Source organism: Ensifer sp. NPDC090286 (assembly GCF_044769565.1).
GTDB lineage: Bacteria > Pseudomonadota > Alphaproteobacteria > Rhizobiales > Rhizobiaceae > Ensifer.
The window spans coordinates 156,415-172,670 of the sequence record NZ_JBIVYF010000006.1 but is presented as its reverse complement, the minus strand read 5'-3'; the positions used below and the strand labels follow the sequence as shown (position 1 = coordinate 172,670).

Below are 16,256 nucleotides of genomic sequence, written 5' to 3'. Positions count from 1 at the left end.
TGATTTGAGTGATCCGCTTCGCTCCCGATGGGAGCGAGGCCTGGCTAACCGCATTTCCATTCAGACCTGATCTTTAAGGAGGCCTTCCATGGCACCTCGCGTTCTCGTATCCGACGAACTGTCGGAAACCGCCGTCCAGATTTTTCGCGATCGCGGCGTTGAAGTCGATTTCCAGCCGAAGCTCGGCAAGGACAAGGACAAGCTTGCCGAAATCATCGGTAACTACGACGGCCTCGCCATCCGCTCGGCCACCAAGGCGACCGAAAAGCTGATCGCAGCTGCGACCAACCTCAAGGTCATCGGCCGCGCCGGCATCGGCGTCGACAACGTCGACATTCCGGCTGCTTCGCGCCGCGGTATCATCGTGATGAACACGCCCTTCGGCAATTCGATCACGACCGCCGAACATGCGATTGCGCTGCTCTTTGCCGTTGCCCGCCAGCTTCCGGCCGCCGACACCTCGACGCAGGCCGGCAAGTGGGAAAAGTCCCGCTTCATGGGTGTCGAAATCACCGGCAAGACGCTGGGCGTCATCGGCGCCGGCAACATCGGCTCCATCGTCTGCTCGCGCGCCATCGGCCTGAAGATGCACGTTCTCGCCTACGACCCGTTCCTCTCCAAGGAGCGCGCCGAGGAAATGGGCGTCACCAAGGTCGAGCTCGACGAGTTGCTCGCCCAGGCCGATTTCATCACCCTGCACGTGCCGCTGACCGACAAGACCCGCAATATCCTGAGCGCCGAAGCGCTTGCCAAGGCCAAGCCGGGTGTGCGCATCGTCAACTGCGCTCGCGGCGGTCTCGTCGACGAGAAAGCGCTTGCCGAAGCGATCAAGTCGGGCCATGTCGCCGGTGCCGGCTTCGACGTCTTCGAGGTCGAGCCCGCGACCGAAAGCCCGCTCTTCGGCCTGCCGAACGTCGTCTGCACGCCGCATCTCGGCGCTTCGACCACGGAAGCCCAGGAGAACGTCGCGCTGCAGGTGGCCGAGCAGATGTCGGACTACCTGGTCAAGGGTGCCGTTTCCAACGCCATCAACATGCCGTCGATCACGGCTGAGGAAGCGCCGATCCTGAAGCCGTTCATCCGGCTTGCCGACGTTCTCGGCGCCTTCGTCGGCCAGGTGACGGAAAGCGCGATCAAGGAAATCGAGATCCTCTATGACGGCTCGACCGCCGGCATGAACACCAAGGCGCTGACGAGTGCCGTGCTTGCCGGCCTGATCCGGCCGCAGGTCGCCGACGTCAACATGGTTTCGGCGCCGGTCATGATCAAGGAGAAGGGCATCATCCTGTCCGAGGTCAAGCGCGACAAGACTGGCGTCTTCGACGGCTACATCAAGCTGACGGTGAAGACGGCGAACCAGACGCGTTCGGTTGCCGGCACGGTGTTCTCGGACGGCAAGCCGCGCTTCATCCAGATCAAGGGCATCAACCTCGATGCGGATGTCGGCAGCCACATGGTCTACATCACCAACACCGACGTCCCCGGCATGATCGGTTTCATCGGCATGACGCTCGGTGATGCCGGGGTCAACATCGCGAACTTCCAGCTCGGCCGCGAAAAGGAAGCCGGCGATGCGATCGCGCTGCTCTACGTCGATGGTGCGGTTTCCGAGGTTGTGCTTGACAAGCTGCGTGCCAATCCGGCAATTCGCCAGGCAAAGCCGCTGGTCTTCAACATCGACTGATGCCAGCCCAGCAAGTGGCAGCACCGTCTGCCACTTTGCCGACCCACTCACGGGACATATCGAGGACGCACCGGCCGACCGCCGGTGCGTTTTCCTGTTTCGAACGCATGTGACGAGAAATGACCGAAATGACATTCCGCTGGCGCGAGGCAAGCCTGCCCGACCTCGCCTCCGTATCGGAGATCCAGCTCGTGGTTCACCAGGCCTTTCCCGAGGATGACGCCGTTCTCGCCGACCGCATCGCGCTCAGCCCTGCCGGTTGTTTCATGCTGGATGCGAAAGGTCTGTCACGCGGTTATGTGCTGAGCCACCCATGGCTTCGCGGTGCGCCGCCGTCGCTGAACAGCATGCTTGGCGAAATCCCTGAGGCCGCCGACACGTGGTACATCCATGACCTCGCGCTCCTGCCGGAAATGCGGGGCTCCGGGGCAGGGGGCGGCGTGTTGCCGATGCTTGCGGATGTCGCTCGCACGGAAGGGTTCCGGTCGATGTCGCTCATTTCCGTCAACGGATCCCGCGGCTTCTGGGAAAGACAGGGCTTTGAGGTCCGCATGGACGAACGGCTGGTACAGAAGCTTTCAAGTTACGGTGACGACGCGCTCTACATGGAGCGGCACCTCGTCTGAAATGAAAATGGCGCCGATCGGCGCCATTTTCGTTTTGTGCTGGATCAGGCCGCCCGCTGCGTCGCGGGCCGCCATATCTTTTCCTCGACAGTGAACTGGGCAAGCCGGCCGGAAAGCACGTTGCTTTCGCCGGCGAGCGTCTGGCTTGCGGCCGAGGTTTGCTCGACCATGGCGGCGTTCTGCTGGGTCATCTGATCCATCTGGTTGACGGCGGTGTTGATCTCCCGCAGCCCGACCGACTGTTCGCGCGCTGCCGTCGCAATCGCGACGATGCGGTCGTTGATCTCGTTGACCCGCCGCTCGATGTCACCGAGCGCCGAGCCGGTCGCCTCGACCAGGCGCACGCCGGCCGAAACCTCGACGCCCGACGCGGTAATCAGACCCTTGATCTCCTTGGCAGCCGTTGCCGAACGCTGCGCCAACTCCCGCACCTCCTGCGCGACGACGGCAAAGCCCTTGCCGGCATCCCCCGCGCGCGCCGCCTCGACGCCGGCGTTCAGCGCCAACAGGTTGGTCTGGAAGGCGATGTCGTCGATCACGCCGATGATTTCGCCGATCTTCGAAGACGAGTTTTCAATGCGGCCCATGGCAGTGATGGCGTCGCGAACGACCTCGCTCGAGGTGGCCGCACCCTTGCGAGCCTCGGCGACCATGCGGGTCGCCTCCTCGGCACGGTTGGTGGAGTTCTGCACCGCCGAGGTGATTTCGTCGAGGGCGGCTGCGGTTTCTTCGAGCGACGCTGCCTGCTGCTCGGTGCGCTGCGACAGGTCGTTGGCCGCCCGGCTGATCTCATTGGCATTGCCGGTAACGACGGAGGTGGAGTCGGCGATTGCGCTGACCGTCGAGCGGAGTGCTGCAACGGCGGTGTTGAAGTCCTGGCGCAGCTTTTCGTAATCGGCGCCGAGATCCGGCACGTGGGTGGTGAGGTCGCCGCTCGCCAGCCGCTCGAGCGCACCGCCGATGGTGCTGACGACATGGGCCTGCACGCGGGCGGTCGCCTGCTGCATTTCCTCGTTGGCGCTGCGCTCACCGTCGAGCGCCACCTGCTGTTCGCGTTGGCGAACCTCAAGCGCGTTGCGTTCGATCACCGAGGCGCGCAGCACGACAAGCGCGTCGGCCATGTGGCCGATCTCGTCGCGGCGGTCGGTATCGGGGACTTCCGAACGGGTGTCATTGTTCGACACTTCGAGCATCACGTCCTTCAGCCGGTTGATCGGCCGGCTGATCGAGCGGCCGATCGCCATGGCGGCGGCAAGCGTCGCGATCGCGGCGATCGCCGTGGTGATGATCGTCATCAGCAGCGACGCATTGTACTTGGCGGCGAGATCGTCGGCGTAGACGCCGGTGCCGACACCCCAACCCCAGGGCTTGAAGCCCTGGATATAGGAGTACTTCTCGACCGGCTCCTCGTGGCCGGGCTTGTCCCAGTAGTAGTTGACGATGCCGTTGCCCGGGTTCTGTGCCAACGCGATGAGTTCGACGTTGAAGGCCTTGCCGTTGGTATCCTTGAGGCCGCGCACGTCGGTGCCGACGAGCTTCTTGGCGAGCGGATGAGCGATCATCATGCCGTCGAAGCCGTTGATGAAGAAGTAGCCGTCCTGGCCGAAGCGCATGGCCATGACGGCGGAAATGGCGCGGCTCTGGGCCTCCTCACGCGAGAGCGTGCCACTGCGCTCCTGTTCCTCGAAGCTTGCGATCGTCGAGATCGCCGCTTCGGTGACGTTGCGCAGCATCTGCCGGCGTTCGTCGCTGACTTCCGCGTTGGCAACTTGAGTCTTATAGGCCATGGCAGCCGCCATGAAGACCAGCGCCATTGCCGTCAATAAATAGATACGTGTCGAAATTCTAATGTTTTTCACTGCCTTAGCCCCAAGGAAAATCCTGGGGGTGACAGAAACACCCATCTGCTAATCAAGCCTTAAGTCACCTCCCGAGTTCTAGCGATTGCATCGCCTGAAACTTACCCGGCAGGCGCGAGGCTCCGGCTAGCGCGGGCGACCCTTTTCGGCGATCGCGATCCCTCCAAGCACCAGGAGCAGCGCGACAAGGTGGAAGAGGTGAAAGGTCTCGCCGATCAGCATCACCGACAGCAGCGTGCCGAAAACGGGAATGGCGTTGATGAACAGACCGGCGCGATTGGCGCCGATCATCTCGACACCGCGGACATAAAGCACCTGCGACATCAGCGATGGGAAGATCGCGGCGTAGAGAACGATGATCCAGCCGGTGGTATCGGGCGCGATTGCGGTGCCGGTGCCGATCTCCCAGAACAACAGCGGGATGGCGCTCAAGAGCGCGCCGAAGGCGGGGGCTGCAATGAAGCTCTGCCAGTGCATCGTCGGCTTGTAGCGCAGCGCCACGGTGTAGCCGGCATAGACGACGCAGGCGGCGATCATCAGCGCATCGCCGAAGTTGAATTCGAGCGACAGCAGACTGGTAACGTCGCCATGGGCCGCCGTCACCAGAACGCCGACGAGGGTGACGGTAAAGCCGATCACCTGGGCGATCGACGCCTTCGTTCGAAACAGCACGAAGTTGAAGAGGAAGATCAGCATCGGGATGCCGGCCTGGAGAATGACGGCATTGATGGCGCTCGTATATTTGAGCGCCGAGTAGAGCAGAGCATTGAAGGTCGTGAAGCCGACCACGCCGTAGGCGAGAAGCTGCAGCCAGTGCTTGCGGATCTTGTCCCAGTCGCGCCGGATCTGCGGCGTCATCAGCACCAGGATGACGATGAGGGCGAAGACCCAGCGCAGGGTCGTCAGCATCATCGGGCTCACATGGCCGACGGCCATCTTGCCGGCGACGGAGTTGCCGCCCCAGAACAGAGCGGTGATGCAGAGATAGACGTAGGCCCTGGAATTCACGATGCTCAGACCTGCATGGGGATGGCGACCGGTTGTCGCGATGGCGGGAGAGCGGAAGATATAGGCTCTAAATCCCGGCCTTGTCATGCAAAAAGGGCGGAACGCCCGACATAACGGGGTCGCTTTCCAGATGACAACACAGTATAGATGCGCGGGTTTGAGAACAGCGCAGCCTCGGTTGCGCGCCTGAACAGGAAGAGAATTATGACGAATGTCGTAGTGGTCGGCTCCCAATGGGGTGACGAAGGCAAAGGCAAGATTGTGGATTGGCTCTCCGAGCGCGCGGATATCGTCGTGCGCTTTCAGGGCGGTCACAATGCCGGCCATACCCTGGTGATCGACGGCGTCAGCTACAAGCTGTCGCTCCTGCCCTCCGGCGTCGTGCGTCCCGGCAAGCTTGCCGTCATCGGCAACGGCGTCGTCATCGATCCGCACGCGCTGATCGCCGAAATCGACAAGCTCGGCAAGCAAGGCATTGCGATCACGCCGGACAACCTGCGTATCGCCGACAATGCCACGCTGATCCTGTCGCTGCACCGCGAGCTTGACGGCATCCGCGAAGACGCCGCCTCCAACAGCGGCACCAAGATCGGCACGACGCGCCGCGGCATCGGCCCGGCCTATGAAGACAAGGTCGGCCGCCGCGCCATTCGCGTCATGGACCTTGCCGACCTCGACACGCTGCCGGCCAAGGTAGACCGCCTGCTGACGCACCACAACGCGCTGCGCCGCGGCCTCGGTGAAGCCGAGATCAGCCATGACGCGATCATGCAGGAACTTTCGTCGGTCGCCGACAAGGTGCTGCCGTTCATGGACACCGTCTGGGTGCTGCTCGACAAGGCCCGCCGCAAGGGCGCGCGCATCCTGTTCGAAGGTGCTCAGGGCACGCTGCTCGACATCGACCACGGCACCTATCCGTTCGTCACCTCGTCGAACACTGTCGCCGGCCAGGCTGCCGCCGGTTCGGGCATGGGCCCGGGCTCGCTCGGCTACATCCTCGGCATCACCAAGGCCTATACGACACGCGTCGGCGAAGGTCCGTTCCCGACCGAACTTACCGACGAAATCGGCCAGTTCCTCGGGGAAAAGGGTCATGAGTTCGGCACGGTGACGGGCCGCAAGCGCCGCTGCGGCTGGTTCGATGCAGCCCTGGTACGCCAGTCGGTTGCCGCCAACGGCATCACCGGCATCGCGCTCACCAAGCTTGACGTTCTCGATGGTCTCGACGAACTGAAGATCTGCATCGGCTATACTCTGGACGGGCAGCAGATCGACCATCTGCCGGCAAGCCAGGCGCAGCAAGCTTCGGCAAAGCCAGTGTATGTTACGCTTGAAGGATGGAAAGAATCGACGGTTGGCGCACGCAGCTGGGCAGATCTTCCGGCGCAAGCGATCAAGTATGTCCGCCAGGTGGAAGAACTGATCGGTGCACCGGTTGCTCTTCTTTCGACCAGCCCGGAGCGGGACGACACAATACTTGTGACGGACCCCTTTGAGGACTAGTGTCGGCGAACTGACATTGCGTCGTGATCGCAAAGACATACCTGGGCGTATGAGAAAGTACTAATGGCGGATTTTGTTGCAGTTATTCGCAGGACCGTTGACGGCCTGTCGGAAAACACACCTGAAATGCGGGACAGGGTATACGAGAAGGCGCGCGCGGCCGTGCGCCGCCAACTCGAAAACATGAACCCGCGTCCGTCGGACGACATGATCAATCGCCAGCTGGCGAAACTCGAAAATGCGATTGCCGAGGTCGACAGCGAACATGCCGAGGCCTTGCCGGCGCTCGACGAGCCCGAGGTTGCCGAGGCGGAGACCGTCGAACCGGTTGCCTCGGAGCCGGCAGTAGAGCACGTTCCGGAACCGGAACCGGAACCGGAACCGGAACCGGAACCGGAACCGGAAGCTCAGCCTGTACAGGTTGTCGAAAGCGAGCCGGTGGCCGTTGCCGACGATGCGGTCGTGCAGCCCGCAGCGGAACCGGAGATCGCCGCCGAGCCCTACCATCCTGTCGAGGCCTATGAGGCGCCGACGCATGTGGTCGAGCCCGAGGCTGAGCCGGTCGAGGAAACTCCGGTCGAGCCTGTAGAACATGAGCCGGTCGTTGAGCCTGCCGAAGCCGTTGAGCCGCCGCTGGAGGAAACTCCCGTCGTCGTTCAGTCGCACGAAGACGTGCAGGCCTATGAAGCGCCCGAATATTCGGAGCCGGTGACAGAAGCGCAGGAAACACCGGTGCCTTCCCCGGAGGTCGAGACGCAGCACCATGCCGCGCACGAGCCGACCTGGGACGAAGCGCCGACTGCAAGTGCCGAGCAGAAGCCGGCCCTCTCCGAGTGGGACCTGCCCGAATGGGAGACCGTTGGTCCGACCTCGACCGTCGCGCCGGTCACCGAACACATCGGCGAAGAGCGCGCCACCGAGACCAACGACCCGGACACCGCGCCCGAGCTTTTGGGGATGCATCCGGTCGCCGAGCCGGAGCAGCAGGCCCCTGAGGTGACGCCCAAGGCGGACCCCGTGCGCGGCTGGTCGTTCGACGACAATGATCCCTTTGCGCCGATCGAAGAGCGGCGGGCCGAGAAGACGTCCGAACCGGAGATCAGCGATTGGTCGTGGCCGGTCGAAAAGCCGGTTCAGGCGGCTGCCGCACCGGCGGCGCAGAACCAGCAGGATCGCGCCGGTACCGCTTGGGATCACATTGACGATCTGCTCGGCTTCGAGGACGCGGCCAACGCTGCTGCGGCGGGAGCCGGAGCAGCGGCGGCTGCGCGCGAGCCGGAACGGGCTGGCGAAGCAACCCCGGCAGCGCCTAGGCCGACATCCTACCGGGCCACGCCGAAGCCGTCGCGTTTCAGCGCAAAGCGTCTCTTCATTGCGGGCGTCGCCCTGCTCGCGCTTGGCGGCGGCGGATTTGCCTATTGGCAGAACCGCGAGGCCGGCAATGCCTGGATTTCCGGTATGGTGTCGTCGATAAGCTCGGCGGTGTCCAGCATCGGCGGAACGCCGGCCGAGCAAAGCACGCCGCCGCAGCCCGCTGGCGAAACGGCCACGCAGCAACCGGCCGCGCATGACGATACGGTTGCGCCGGACAACAACTCGACGAAGTTCACGCAGCGCCTGATGGCGGACGGATCGGAAACCGACGACGGCCCGGCCAACCCAACGGGCGAGAGCGCTGCGCAGGAAGGCAAATCCGTGGCGCCGCAGACGGAAGCAGGCAAGCCTGTCGAAGCGGCGAACGGTCAGGGCGGCACGGCCGGCCAGGCCGGAACGCCCGCGACTGGTCAGCCGGCCGGCCAGCCGAACCAGCCTGAAGTCGCCCTTGCCACCGGCGAGAAGATGTTCCTCTACGAGGAGCGTCTCGGCCAGTCTTCGCCCACGGCCGTTCCGGGAACCGTGGCGTGGTCGGTGAAGGAGGAATCGCCCGGCGGCGACGCCAAGCCCGAGCCGGCGATCCAGGCCCAGATCACCGTTCCGGACCGCGGCCTGACCGCGCTGATGACGATCAAGCGAAATGCGGATCCGTCGTTGCCGGCAAGCCACGTCATCGAGTTCGTGTTCTCGCTGCCGTCGAATTTCGAGGGCGGCGCCATCGACAGCGTCCAGCGCGTATCGATGAAGCGGACCGAGCAGGATCGAGGCGACGCCTTGATCGCGGTTCCGGCCAAGATCACCGACGACTTTCATATGATCGCTCTGAACGATGCGACGGACGCCATCGGCAACAACACCCAGCTGCTGCGCAGCCGCAGCTGGATCGATATCCCGCTGACCTACCGCAACGGCCGCCGTGCGCTTCTGACGCTTGAGAAGGGGCAGAGCGGCACGGATGCCTTCAACCAGGCCATGCGCGCCTGGTCGGCGACGGGTACGGCTGCCGAGAGCAACAGCCAGTAAGCTCGACAAGAACCGAACATACAAAAAACCCGGCGGAAGCAACCGCCGGGTTTTTTATTGGGTTTCGCGTTCTTGAAGCAGAACCGCCGCTTTAAGTTGCTGCGCTTGCCTTAGGCGCCTTCGACGACGCGCAGGGAATTGGCGCGCTCCAGCGCTGCCTTGCGCACGGCATCCTGGACCTTTTCGAACGCACGAACTTCGATCTGCCGGACGCGTTCGCGGCTGATGTCGAACTCGGCCGACAGATCCTCGAGCGTCAGCGGATCTTCTGTCAGGCGGCGTGCCTCGAAGATGCGGCGCTCACGGTCGTTGAGCACCTTCATCGCGTTCGCAAGCAGTGCCCTGCGGCTTTCGAGTTCGTCCTGCTCGATCAGGATTTCTTCCTGGTTGTCGTGGTCGTCGACGAGCCAGTCCTGCCATTGGCCGGACTCGCCCTCGCTCGCCTTGATCGGCGCATTGAGCGAGGCGTCGCCGGACAGGCGGCGGTTCATCGAAACGACTTCGTCCTCGCTCACCTTGAGGGTGGTGGCGATTTCCTTGACATGCTCCGGCTTCAGGTCACCCTCATCGAGTGCCTGGATCTTGCCCTTGAGGCGACGCAGGTTGAAGAACAGCCGCTTCTGGTTGGCGGTCGTGCCCATCTTGACCAGCGACCACGAGCGCAGGATGTACTCCTGGATCGCCGCCTTGATCCACCACATTGCATAGGTGGCGAGACGGAAGCCGCGATCGGGCTCGAACTTCTTCACGGCCTGCATCAGGCCGACATTGCCTTCCGACACGACTTCGCCGATCGGCAGGCCGTAGCCGCGATAACCCATCGCGATCTTGGCGACGAGGCGAAGGTGACTGGTGACAAGCTTGTGCGCCGCTTTGCGGTCGTCGTGTTCCTGGTACCGCTTGGCGAGCATGTACTCTTCCTGCGGCTCAAGCATCGGGAACTTGCGAATTTCGTCGAGGTAACGATTAAGGCCGCCTTCTCCAGCGGCAATGGTCGGCAAATTGTTTCGGGCCATATGAAGCACCCCCCTTTTTAGTCTCCGGCCTCCGGTCGGCAAGCCGGGCATGTGGGTCTTCGTCAAGACCCCACGAACGTAGAAAATAAGTACGGCGAAAGCATGATTCAAGGAGTCCGGTTCACAAGGATGTGACGCCGGAGCGACGGAAATGTCACGAATAGAGGCCCGCTTTAGATCGGAATTCTTCCGACGGATTTCAAGGGGCGGTCACTCCCCGCTGCGCAGCGCCTCGATCAGCGCTGCCATGTCGTCCGGCATCGGCGCTTCGAAATGCATGGTCTCGCCGGTCGCCGGGTGCTCGAACTGCAGCATGAAGGCATGCAGCGCCTGACGGTGGAACTGGTTGACGACGGCCTTGGCGGCATCCGGCAGAAGGTTCGCCTTGGTTCTGAAGGCAGCGCCATATTCGGGATCGCCGATCAACGGGTGGCCGATATGGGCCATATGTACGCGGATCTGATGGGTCCGGCCCGTTTCCAGGTGGCATTCGATCGTCGAGGCGAGCGAGGTGCCATCGGGCTTTTCGAGATAGCGCTCGACCACCTCGTAATGGGTGATCGCCTCGCGGGCGTCGTCGCTATCCTCGCGCTTGACGGCGCGCTTCGTCCGGTCGCCGGCGCGGCCGAGCGGCGCGTCGATCGTGCCCTTCAACTGCCGTGGCCTGCCCCAGACGACCGCCCGGTAGGCGCGCTCGAGCGGGCCGGTGCGGCCGTGGTCGGCAAACTGGTCCGAGAGATGGCGATGGGCCGCATCGTTCTTGGCGACGACCATGACGCCGCTCGTCTCCTTGTCGAGGCGATGGACGATGCCGGGGCGCTTGACGCCGCCGATACCCGACAGGCTGCTGCCGCAGTGGTGGATCAGGGCATTGACGAGCGTGCCCGTCCAGTTGCCGGCGCCCGGATGCACGACGAGGCCGGCCGGCTTGCACAGCACGATCAGGTCGCTGTCTTCATAAAGGACGTCGAGGGGGATGTTCTCGCCCTTCGGCTCGGGATCTTCCGGCTCCGGGAGGTCGATCTCGAAGATGTCCCCCGGCTGGACCTTCTTCTTCGGCTCGCTCACCGGCTTGCCGTTCACCGACACGGCACCCTGTTCAATGAGAGCCTTGATACGGTTGCGGGAGAATTCACCCGAAAGTGCGTCCGTCAGGAAGGAATCGAGCCGTCCTGCGGCATCCTCGCCCGCCGTCAGGACTTTCCTATTGGCCGTTGCTTGTTTAAAGGGGTCGTTCATTCCGTTAAAAATCCGAAAAAAGGCCAGCCATGACCGCAATCGAGCCCGATGACCAGGAAGACAAGCCGCTAGATCCGGCGATGGAAAATGTCCGCCGCAAGATGGTGAAGCTGCAGCTCGTCTCGGCAGGCGTCATGTTGGTCATGCTTATGGCTGTCCTTGGAACGATTGTCTACAAGCTGACGCGCACGGATGAGAAAGCGCCGGCCCAGACGTCCGCCGCCGTCGTTCCGAGTGAGGCGCCGCTCAACGCCGTTGCCGCGCTGCCCGCCGGCTTCACCGTGACGAATGTCGCGCTTTCTGGCTCGCAGGTGCTGTTCTACGGCAACCTGCCCGGCGCCGAGCCGCGTGCGATCGTCTTCGACATCGGCACCGGCCGCATCGTTGCGGATATCACCGTTCGGACGAACTGACGGCATGTCCGACGCCCTCCCGCCCGTCTTGCGCATCGACGATCCCGCCGATCCCCGGATCGCTGGTTTCGTCTCGATCAAGGAGCGCGATCTGACGGGGCGGCAGGGCCGCTTCATTGCCGAGGGCACTGTGGTCCTGCGCATGCTGGCCGCCGCGCACGAGGCCCGCCGCGGTTTTGCCGCCGAGGCCCTCCTGCTTCTGGAAAACCGTCTGGAGGGCGTCGGCGACATTCTTCGGCGTTTCCCGTCTGACGTCCCGGTCTATGTGGCGAACGCGCAGGTGTTCGACGCGATCGCCGGCTTCAACATGCATCGCGGCGTTCTGGCGCTCGGGCGCCGCGAAGGCGAGCCGGATCGCGATGCGCTGATCGCGTCGCTGCCCACGTCGAGCCTGGTGCTGGCGGCCTGCGGCATCTCCAATCACGACAACATGGGTGCGCTTTTCCGCAACGCCGCGGCCTTCGGGGTCGATGCGGTGCTGATGGACGAGACCAGCTGCGATCCGCTGTATCGCGGCCATCCGTGTTTCCGTCGGCTCCGTGCTGACGGTTCCTTTCGCTCGCGAGGGTTCCGTCGCCGCCATGCTGGAGCGGCTGCAGGCTGCAGGCTTTGCGATCTGGGGGCTGTCGCCGGCAGGAACGACAGACATCGGCGCAATCCCTCCGGCACCGCGCACGGCGCTTCTGATGGGGACCGAGGGCGAGGGACTGCCGCAAGCGGTGATGACCGCGATCCAGACCGCGCGCATTCGCCAGCGGCCGGGGCTCGACAGCCTCAACGTATCGACCGCGGCCGGCATCGCATTGCACCAGGTGGCATTGATCAACGGCCGGATCTGAGGGGTCGCGCTGGTCTGAGGGCAGGCAGTCCCCGACGACTGCGGGCGCCTACTCGCGCGGAAGAATATCCTTGACGCGCTTCGCCAGGCTTTTTCTGTTGGCTGTGCCTTCTTCCTCGCCCGAGAGCAGGCCGAGGATGGGAGAGGTGGCGCCCTCATTCGCCGCCGTCAGCGCGACCATGCCTGCGGCGATTGCTGCGACTTCGTCGCGCAGCGCCTCGTCATGGGCTGCGGACTTGGAGTTGGTCAGGCGCTCCGAAAGGGCCGTGGCGCGATTGCGCAGGTCGTCGGCGGCGACAATGGAGCCGGAATCCCCGTTTGCCAATTCGACCGGTGCTGCAGCACCATTGCCCGTCTGCTCGGATGCCGGCTTGCGGTCGCGGCGCAAGGGAAAGGCGACGCCGGCGGCGCGCAGGGCCTTGGCGGCGTCACGCATTTCCTGGTTGGTGTCCTTCACCTTGGCCTTCAATCTCTCGATTTCACCGGCGCGCCTTTCGAGCGCGCTCTCGCGATCGGCACTGGTTGCCATTTCACGCGCAAGCTTGTCTTCCAGCCGGTGCAGGCGGGTTTCGTCGCGCGACAGGCGGAGTTCCATTTCCTTTGCATGGGTGGTCTCGGTCTTCAAGTCGCCGCGCAGGGCTTCGCGCTCGTCGCGCAACGTGGCGATCCGGCTTTTCAGATGCTCGACCTCTGTGTCGCGTGCGGCCAGATTGATCCGCAGAGTGTCGGTCTCGGCAGCATCCTGGGCGAGCTGAACGTCACGCTTCCTGATCTCGTCGGCCTTGCCGGCGTTGTCCCGCTCGACGCTGTCGAGCGTCGCCTTCATCCGCTCCAGGCGCTGTTCGAACTGGCGGATGGCCGAGCGCATGTCTGCCGCCTCGACGTTCATGTCGGCAAGCTGGGCATGCAGATCGGCGTTCTCGCCGCTGAGGCGACGGGCTTCCTGCAGGCTCTTCTCGTTTGTGAGCATGAGGGACACGCCCTTGTCCCGTTCGCGCTTGAGGGCCTGAAGCGTGCGGGCATTCTCGGCGGCAAAAGCGGCGCGGGCCGCATCCTTCTGCGCGCGCACCTCCTGGGGGCTGAGGGGCATCGTCGCCTTCAGCCGGTCCTCGGCGAAACGCACGATACGGCGGTGGATCGCCGGTGCGACCAGGAGACCGATGATGATCGCCGTCAGAAAGCCCAGGGCAAAGAGAAGCGAGAATTGGATCACGAGCTGGCCGTTTCGAAACTGGACCGGAAACCGAACCGCCTGCACGGCCACAAAGGGCACGGCAGGCGCTCCATCTTCCGTTTCCTTGCACTAAACATGACGTTTCGTGCGCTGCAAGTCCATGGTGCCGGATTTTGCGACAGGCAGGTCCGGCAACGGTCTTAGAAGGGATTCCAGGTGGGATTCTGGGTCATCTTGAGGTAGCCGACATTGACGCCGAGGCGCGCGCCGATGCCGGTGCGGATCGGCACCACGACGATGTTTTCGTCGGTCAGTACCGTCATGCCGACGCCGGCGACCACATAGGCCGAGCCGGAGACACCGCCGAAGCGCTTGTAGAGCGCCGGCACGCTCGGCAAATTGTAGACGAGCATCATGGCGCGGCTGCCTTGGCCGCCCCAGTCGATACCGAGCGACGGACCCTGCCAGAAGACGCTGTGCTGTCCGGCATTCTTGGTGTTGAGTTCGCCTTCGCCATAGGTGAGGCCGGCGATGAACGCGCCTGAGCCTTCCTGTCCGAGAATGTAGCCGTTCGGCAGGCCGTAGCGTTCAAAGGCACGTTCGACGACCTTGGCAAGGCCGCCGGAGGTTTCGCCGAAGAAGCCGTGACCGGCATCGACGATTTCCTGCATGGTGTATTGGCTGTTGTTGTTCGCCGACTGGGCGTGCGCGACGGACAGGGCGCCGGCGACCAGAAACATCGTGGCCAGGATAACACGGCCAGCCGATGTGGCAGCCTTCATGATCTGATGCATCATATCCTCCGTCAGGCGCGAAATTTGCTCGCTTGCGGGTTTGCAGTGGCCGACAGTCAGATCACTGCGCGGCCAGGTGGGGTCTGGACCAATTCCATGCAATTTGAACCGATGGTCTTAACAATCGGTTTACCAAATGTGGTGTCATTATGTTCCACTGGATGAACGGCCGCGCCGGGCAGCTCATGACTTGCGTCTTCACGCAGGAGGCTTTACCGGCGTGACCACGGCGCGTGCCCCAGGCGAGGGCCGATGGCACCAAACAAGGAACTAAGATGGCAACGAATCCGAACCTGACATTGACGGGACCCGATCTGGCCGCGCTTCTGTGCAGCCGGGTTTGCCACGACATCATTTCCCCGGTCGGCGCCATCAACAACGGCCTGGAGCTGCTCGACGAGGGCGGCGCCGACGCCGATGCGATGGATCTCATCCGCACGAGCGCGCTCAACGCCTCGGTCCGGCTGAAATTTGCGCGCCTTGCCTTCGGCGCCTCGGGCTCGGTTGGTGCGTCGATCGATACCGGCGAAGCGGAAAAGGCGGCGAAGGATTTTGCCGCGGCCGAGAAGAAGACCGAGGTCAACTGGCACGGCCCGCGGGCGATCATTGCCAAGAACCGGGTCAAGCTGCTCCTGAACCTCTTCCTGATCGCCTACGGCGCCATTCCGCGCGGCGGCTCGATCGACGTGACGCTCGAGAACCCGGAGTTCGACGCCGTGTTCACGCTGGTTGCCAAGGGCCGGATGATGCGCGTGCCTCCAAGGCTGGTGGAACTCCTCTCCGGCACGCCGGAAGAGGCCGTCGATGCCCATTCGATCCAGCCCTATTACACGGTGCTTCTCGGCGAGGAGGCGGGCATGGAAATCGCCGTCACCTCGACCGGCGAGGAAATCATCTTCACCGCCAAGATGCAGCCTGAGGTTTAAGTCGGCGGCGCCAGGCGCCCCGATTTCTTGACGTCTCGACAGCCGCCGGGTGCCATCGCATCCGGCGGAAACGTATCTGCCATAGGCGTTTCACTGTCACCCGAATCTTGGAAAACTTAATATTTTCAGTGGGTTGATCGCGCGCGAAAAAGCTTCGTTAAGCAAACTCCGTAACGAAATCTTTCCCAAATTTGTATAGAGTTGTTTCAAGAATGCCGATACGCGTATAGGTAAGTGGCGAAGGGAGTTGGACATGCGACGTTTGATGATTGCCGACGGCTCGGATGTCGTCCGGAAAGTTGGAAAACGCATCCTCTCCGGTATGGGCTTCATGGTTTACGAGGCGTCGAACAGCCTCGAGGCGCTCGTGCGCTGCGAAGCGGAACTCCCGAACATCCTGATCATCGACGCAGGTCTCGAAGGCGCGCTCGAGCTTATCGGCAACATTCGCCGGCTGCCGAACGGCCCGTCGGTGCGGATTTATTACTGCGTCGTCGAGGCGGACCTGAAGAAGATGATGGCCGGTAAGCGGGCTGGTGCCGATGACTTCCTGCTGAAGCCTTTCGACCGCAAGATCCTGACCAGCGTTTTCGCGAGCCAGTCGATGGCGGCCTGAGCCGCCTTATCCTCACACCCTTGCAGCGAAATCAAGCCGTGGCGTTTGCCGCGGCTTTTGTTGTGCCAACCCGACGCGCCGAACAGACTTTCGATCATTGGGAAAGGGGAGGGCGGCAGGTGCGGTACGCCCCGCGATCCGAGGGAACATCATCGCAGAAGAG

General features: G+C 63.3%; 13 protein-coding genes and 1 pseudogene. 8 read left to right on the top strand and 6 right to left on the bottom strand.

Annotated features, from left to right (window positions below; translation table 11 throughout):
* Positions 1-88 precede the first annotated feature (88 nt).
* Positions 89-1,684: a phosphoglycerate dehydrogenase gene (gene serA, locus ACIQUG_RS27620; RefSeq protein WP_402325406.1), complete on the top strand. Its 1,596-nt coding sequence runs from the start codon at positions 89-91 to the stop codon at positions 1,682-1,684.
* Positions 1,685-1,803: 119 nt separating this feature from the next.
* Positions 1,804-2,310 carry a GNAT family N-acetyltransferase gene (locus tag ACIQUG_RS27615; protein ID WP_402325404.1) on the top strand — a complete coding sequence of 169 codons (507 nt, stop codon included), beginning with the start codon at positions 1,804-1,806 and terminating at the stop codon, positions 2,308-2,310.
* A gap of 44 nt (positions 2,311-2,354) precedes the next feature.
* On the opposite strand, the gene ACIQUG_RS27610 is transcribed toward ACIQUG_RS27615, so the two are convergent.
* Both ACIQUG_RS27610 and ACIQUG_RS27605 read right to left on the bottom strand, forming a co-directional pair.
* Complete coding sequence (locus ACIQUG_RS27610) at positions 2,355-4,169, bottom strand: methyl-accepting chemotaxis protein (protein ID WP_402325403.1); 1,815 nt, start codon at positions 4,167-4,169, stop codon at positions 2,355-2,357.
* A gap of 126 nt (positions 4,170-4,295) precedes the next feature.
* Positions 4,296-5,177 (bottom strand): DMT family transporter, encoded by an 882-nt coding sequence (locus ACIQUG_RS27605; RefSeq protein ID WP_402325402.1) that lies wholly within the window; start codon positions 5,175-5,177, stop codon positions 4,296-4,298.
* A gap of 204 nt (positions 5,178-5,381) precedes the next feature.
* Here ACIQUG_RS27605 and ACIQUG_RS27600 point away from each other — a divergent pair, with 204 nt between their 5' ends.
* Together ACIQUG_RS27600 and ACIQUG_RS27595 are read left to right on the top strand one after the other, a co-directional pair.
* Positions 5,382-6,680 carry an adenylosuccinate synthase gene (locus ACIQUG_RS27600; RefSeq protein WP_043623234.1) on the top strand — a complete coding sequence of 433 codons (1,299 nt, stop codon included), beginning with the start codon at positions 5,382-5,384 and terminating at the stop codon, positions 6,678-6,680.
* 63 nt (positions 6,681-6,743) lie between these two features.
* Complete coding sequence (locus tag ACIQUG_RS27595) at positions 6,744-9,077, top strand: hypothetical protein (protein ID WP_402325401.1); 2,334 nt, start codon at positions 6,744-6,746, stop codon at positions 9,075-9,077.
* 110 nt (positions 9,078-9,187) lie between these two features.
* On the opposite strand, the gene rpoH is transcribed toward ACIQUG_RS27595, so the two are convergent.
* Positions 9,188-10,093, bottom strand: coding sequence for an RNA polymerase sigma factor RpoH (gene rpoH, locus ACIQUG_RS27590; RefSeq protein WP_043611895.1), 906 nt, complete (start codon positions 10,091-10,093; stop codon positions 9,188-9,190).
* 210 nt (positions 10,094-10,303) lie between these two features.
* Complete coding sequence (locus tag ACIQUG_RS27585; protein ID WP_402325400.1) at positions 10,304-11,332, bottom strand: RluA family pseudouridine synthase; 1,029 nt, start codon at positions 11,330-11,332, stop codon at positions 10,304-10,306.
* Between the two features lie 29 nt (positions 11,333-11,361).
* On the opposite strand from ACIQUG_RS27585, the gene ACIQUG_RS27580 reads away from it, so the two are divergent.
* Positions 11,362-11,745, top strand: a complete 384-nt coding sequence (locus tag ACIQUG_RS27580; protein WP_034806447.1) for a hypothetical protein — start codon at positions 11,362-11,364, stop codon at positions 11,743-11,745.
* A 4-nt stretch (positions 11,746-11,749) separates the two neighbouring features.
* Positions 11,750-12,584, top strand: a pseudogene (locus tag ACIQUG_RS27575) (TrmH family RNA methyltransferase).
* A gap of 48 nt (positions 12,585-12,632) precedes the next feature.
* Here ACIQUG_RS27575 and ACIQUG_RS27570 read toward each other — a convergent pair.
* The gene (locus tag ACIQUG_RS27570) at positions 12,633-13,796 is read right to left on the bottom strand and encodes a hypothetical protein (protein ID WP_402325695.1); all 1,164 of its coding nucleotides are present in this window, start codon (positions 13,794-13,796) and stop codon (positions 12,633-12,635) included.
* Between the two features lie 161 nt (positions 13,797-13,957).
* A complete protein-coding gene (locus ACIQUG_RS27565; protein ID WP_402325399.1) occupies positions 13,958-14,551 on the bottom strand; it encodes a DUF1134 domain-containing protein in 594 nt (197 codons plus the stop codon).
* Positions 14,552-14,826: 275 nt separating this feature from the next.
* Between ACIQUG_RS27565 and chpT the strand changes: the two genes are divergently transcribed.
* On the top strand, positions 14,827-15,477 hold the full coding sequence (gene chpT, locus ACIQUG_RS27560; protein WP_043611903.1) for a histidine phosphotransferase ChpT: 651 nt from the start codon (positions 14,827-14,829) through the stop codon (positions 15,475-15,477).
* Between the two features lie 253 nt (positions 15,478-15,730).
* Positions 15,731-16,093, top strand: a complete 363-nt coding sequence (locus ACIQUG_RS27555; RefSeq protein WP_034806707.1) for a PleD family two-component system response regulator — start codon at positions 15,731-15,733, stop codon at positions 16,091-16,093.
* Positions 16,094-16,256: the final 163 nt, after the last annotated feature.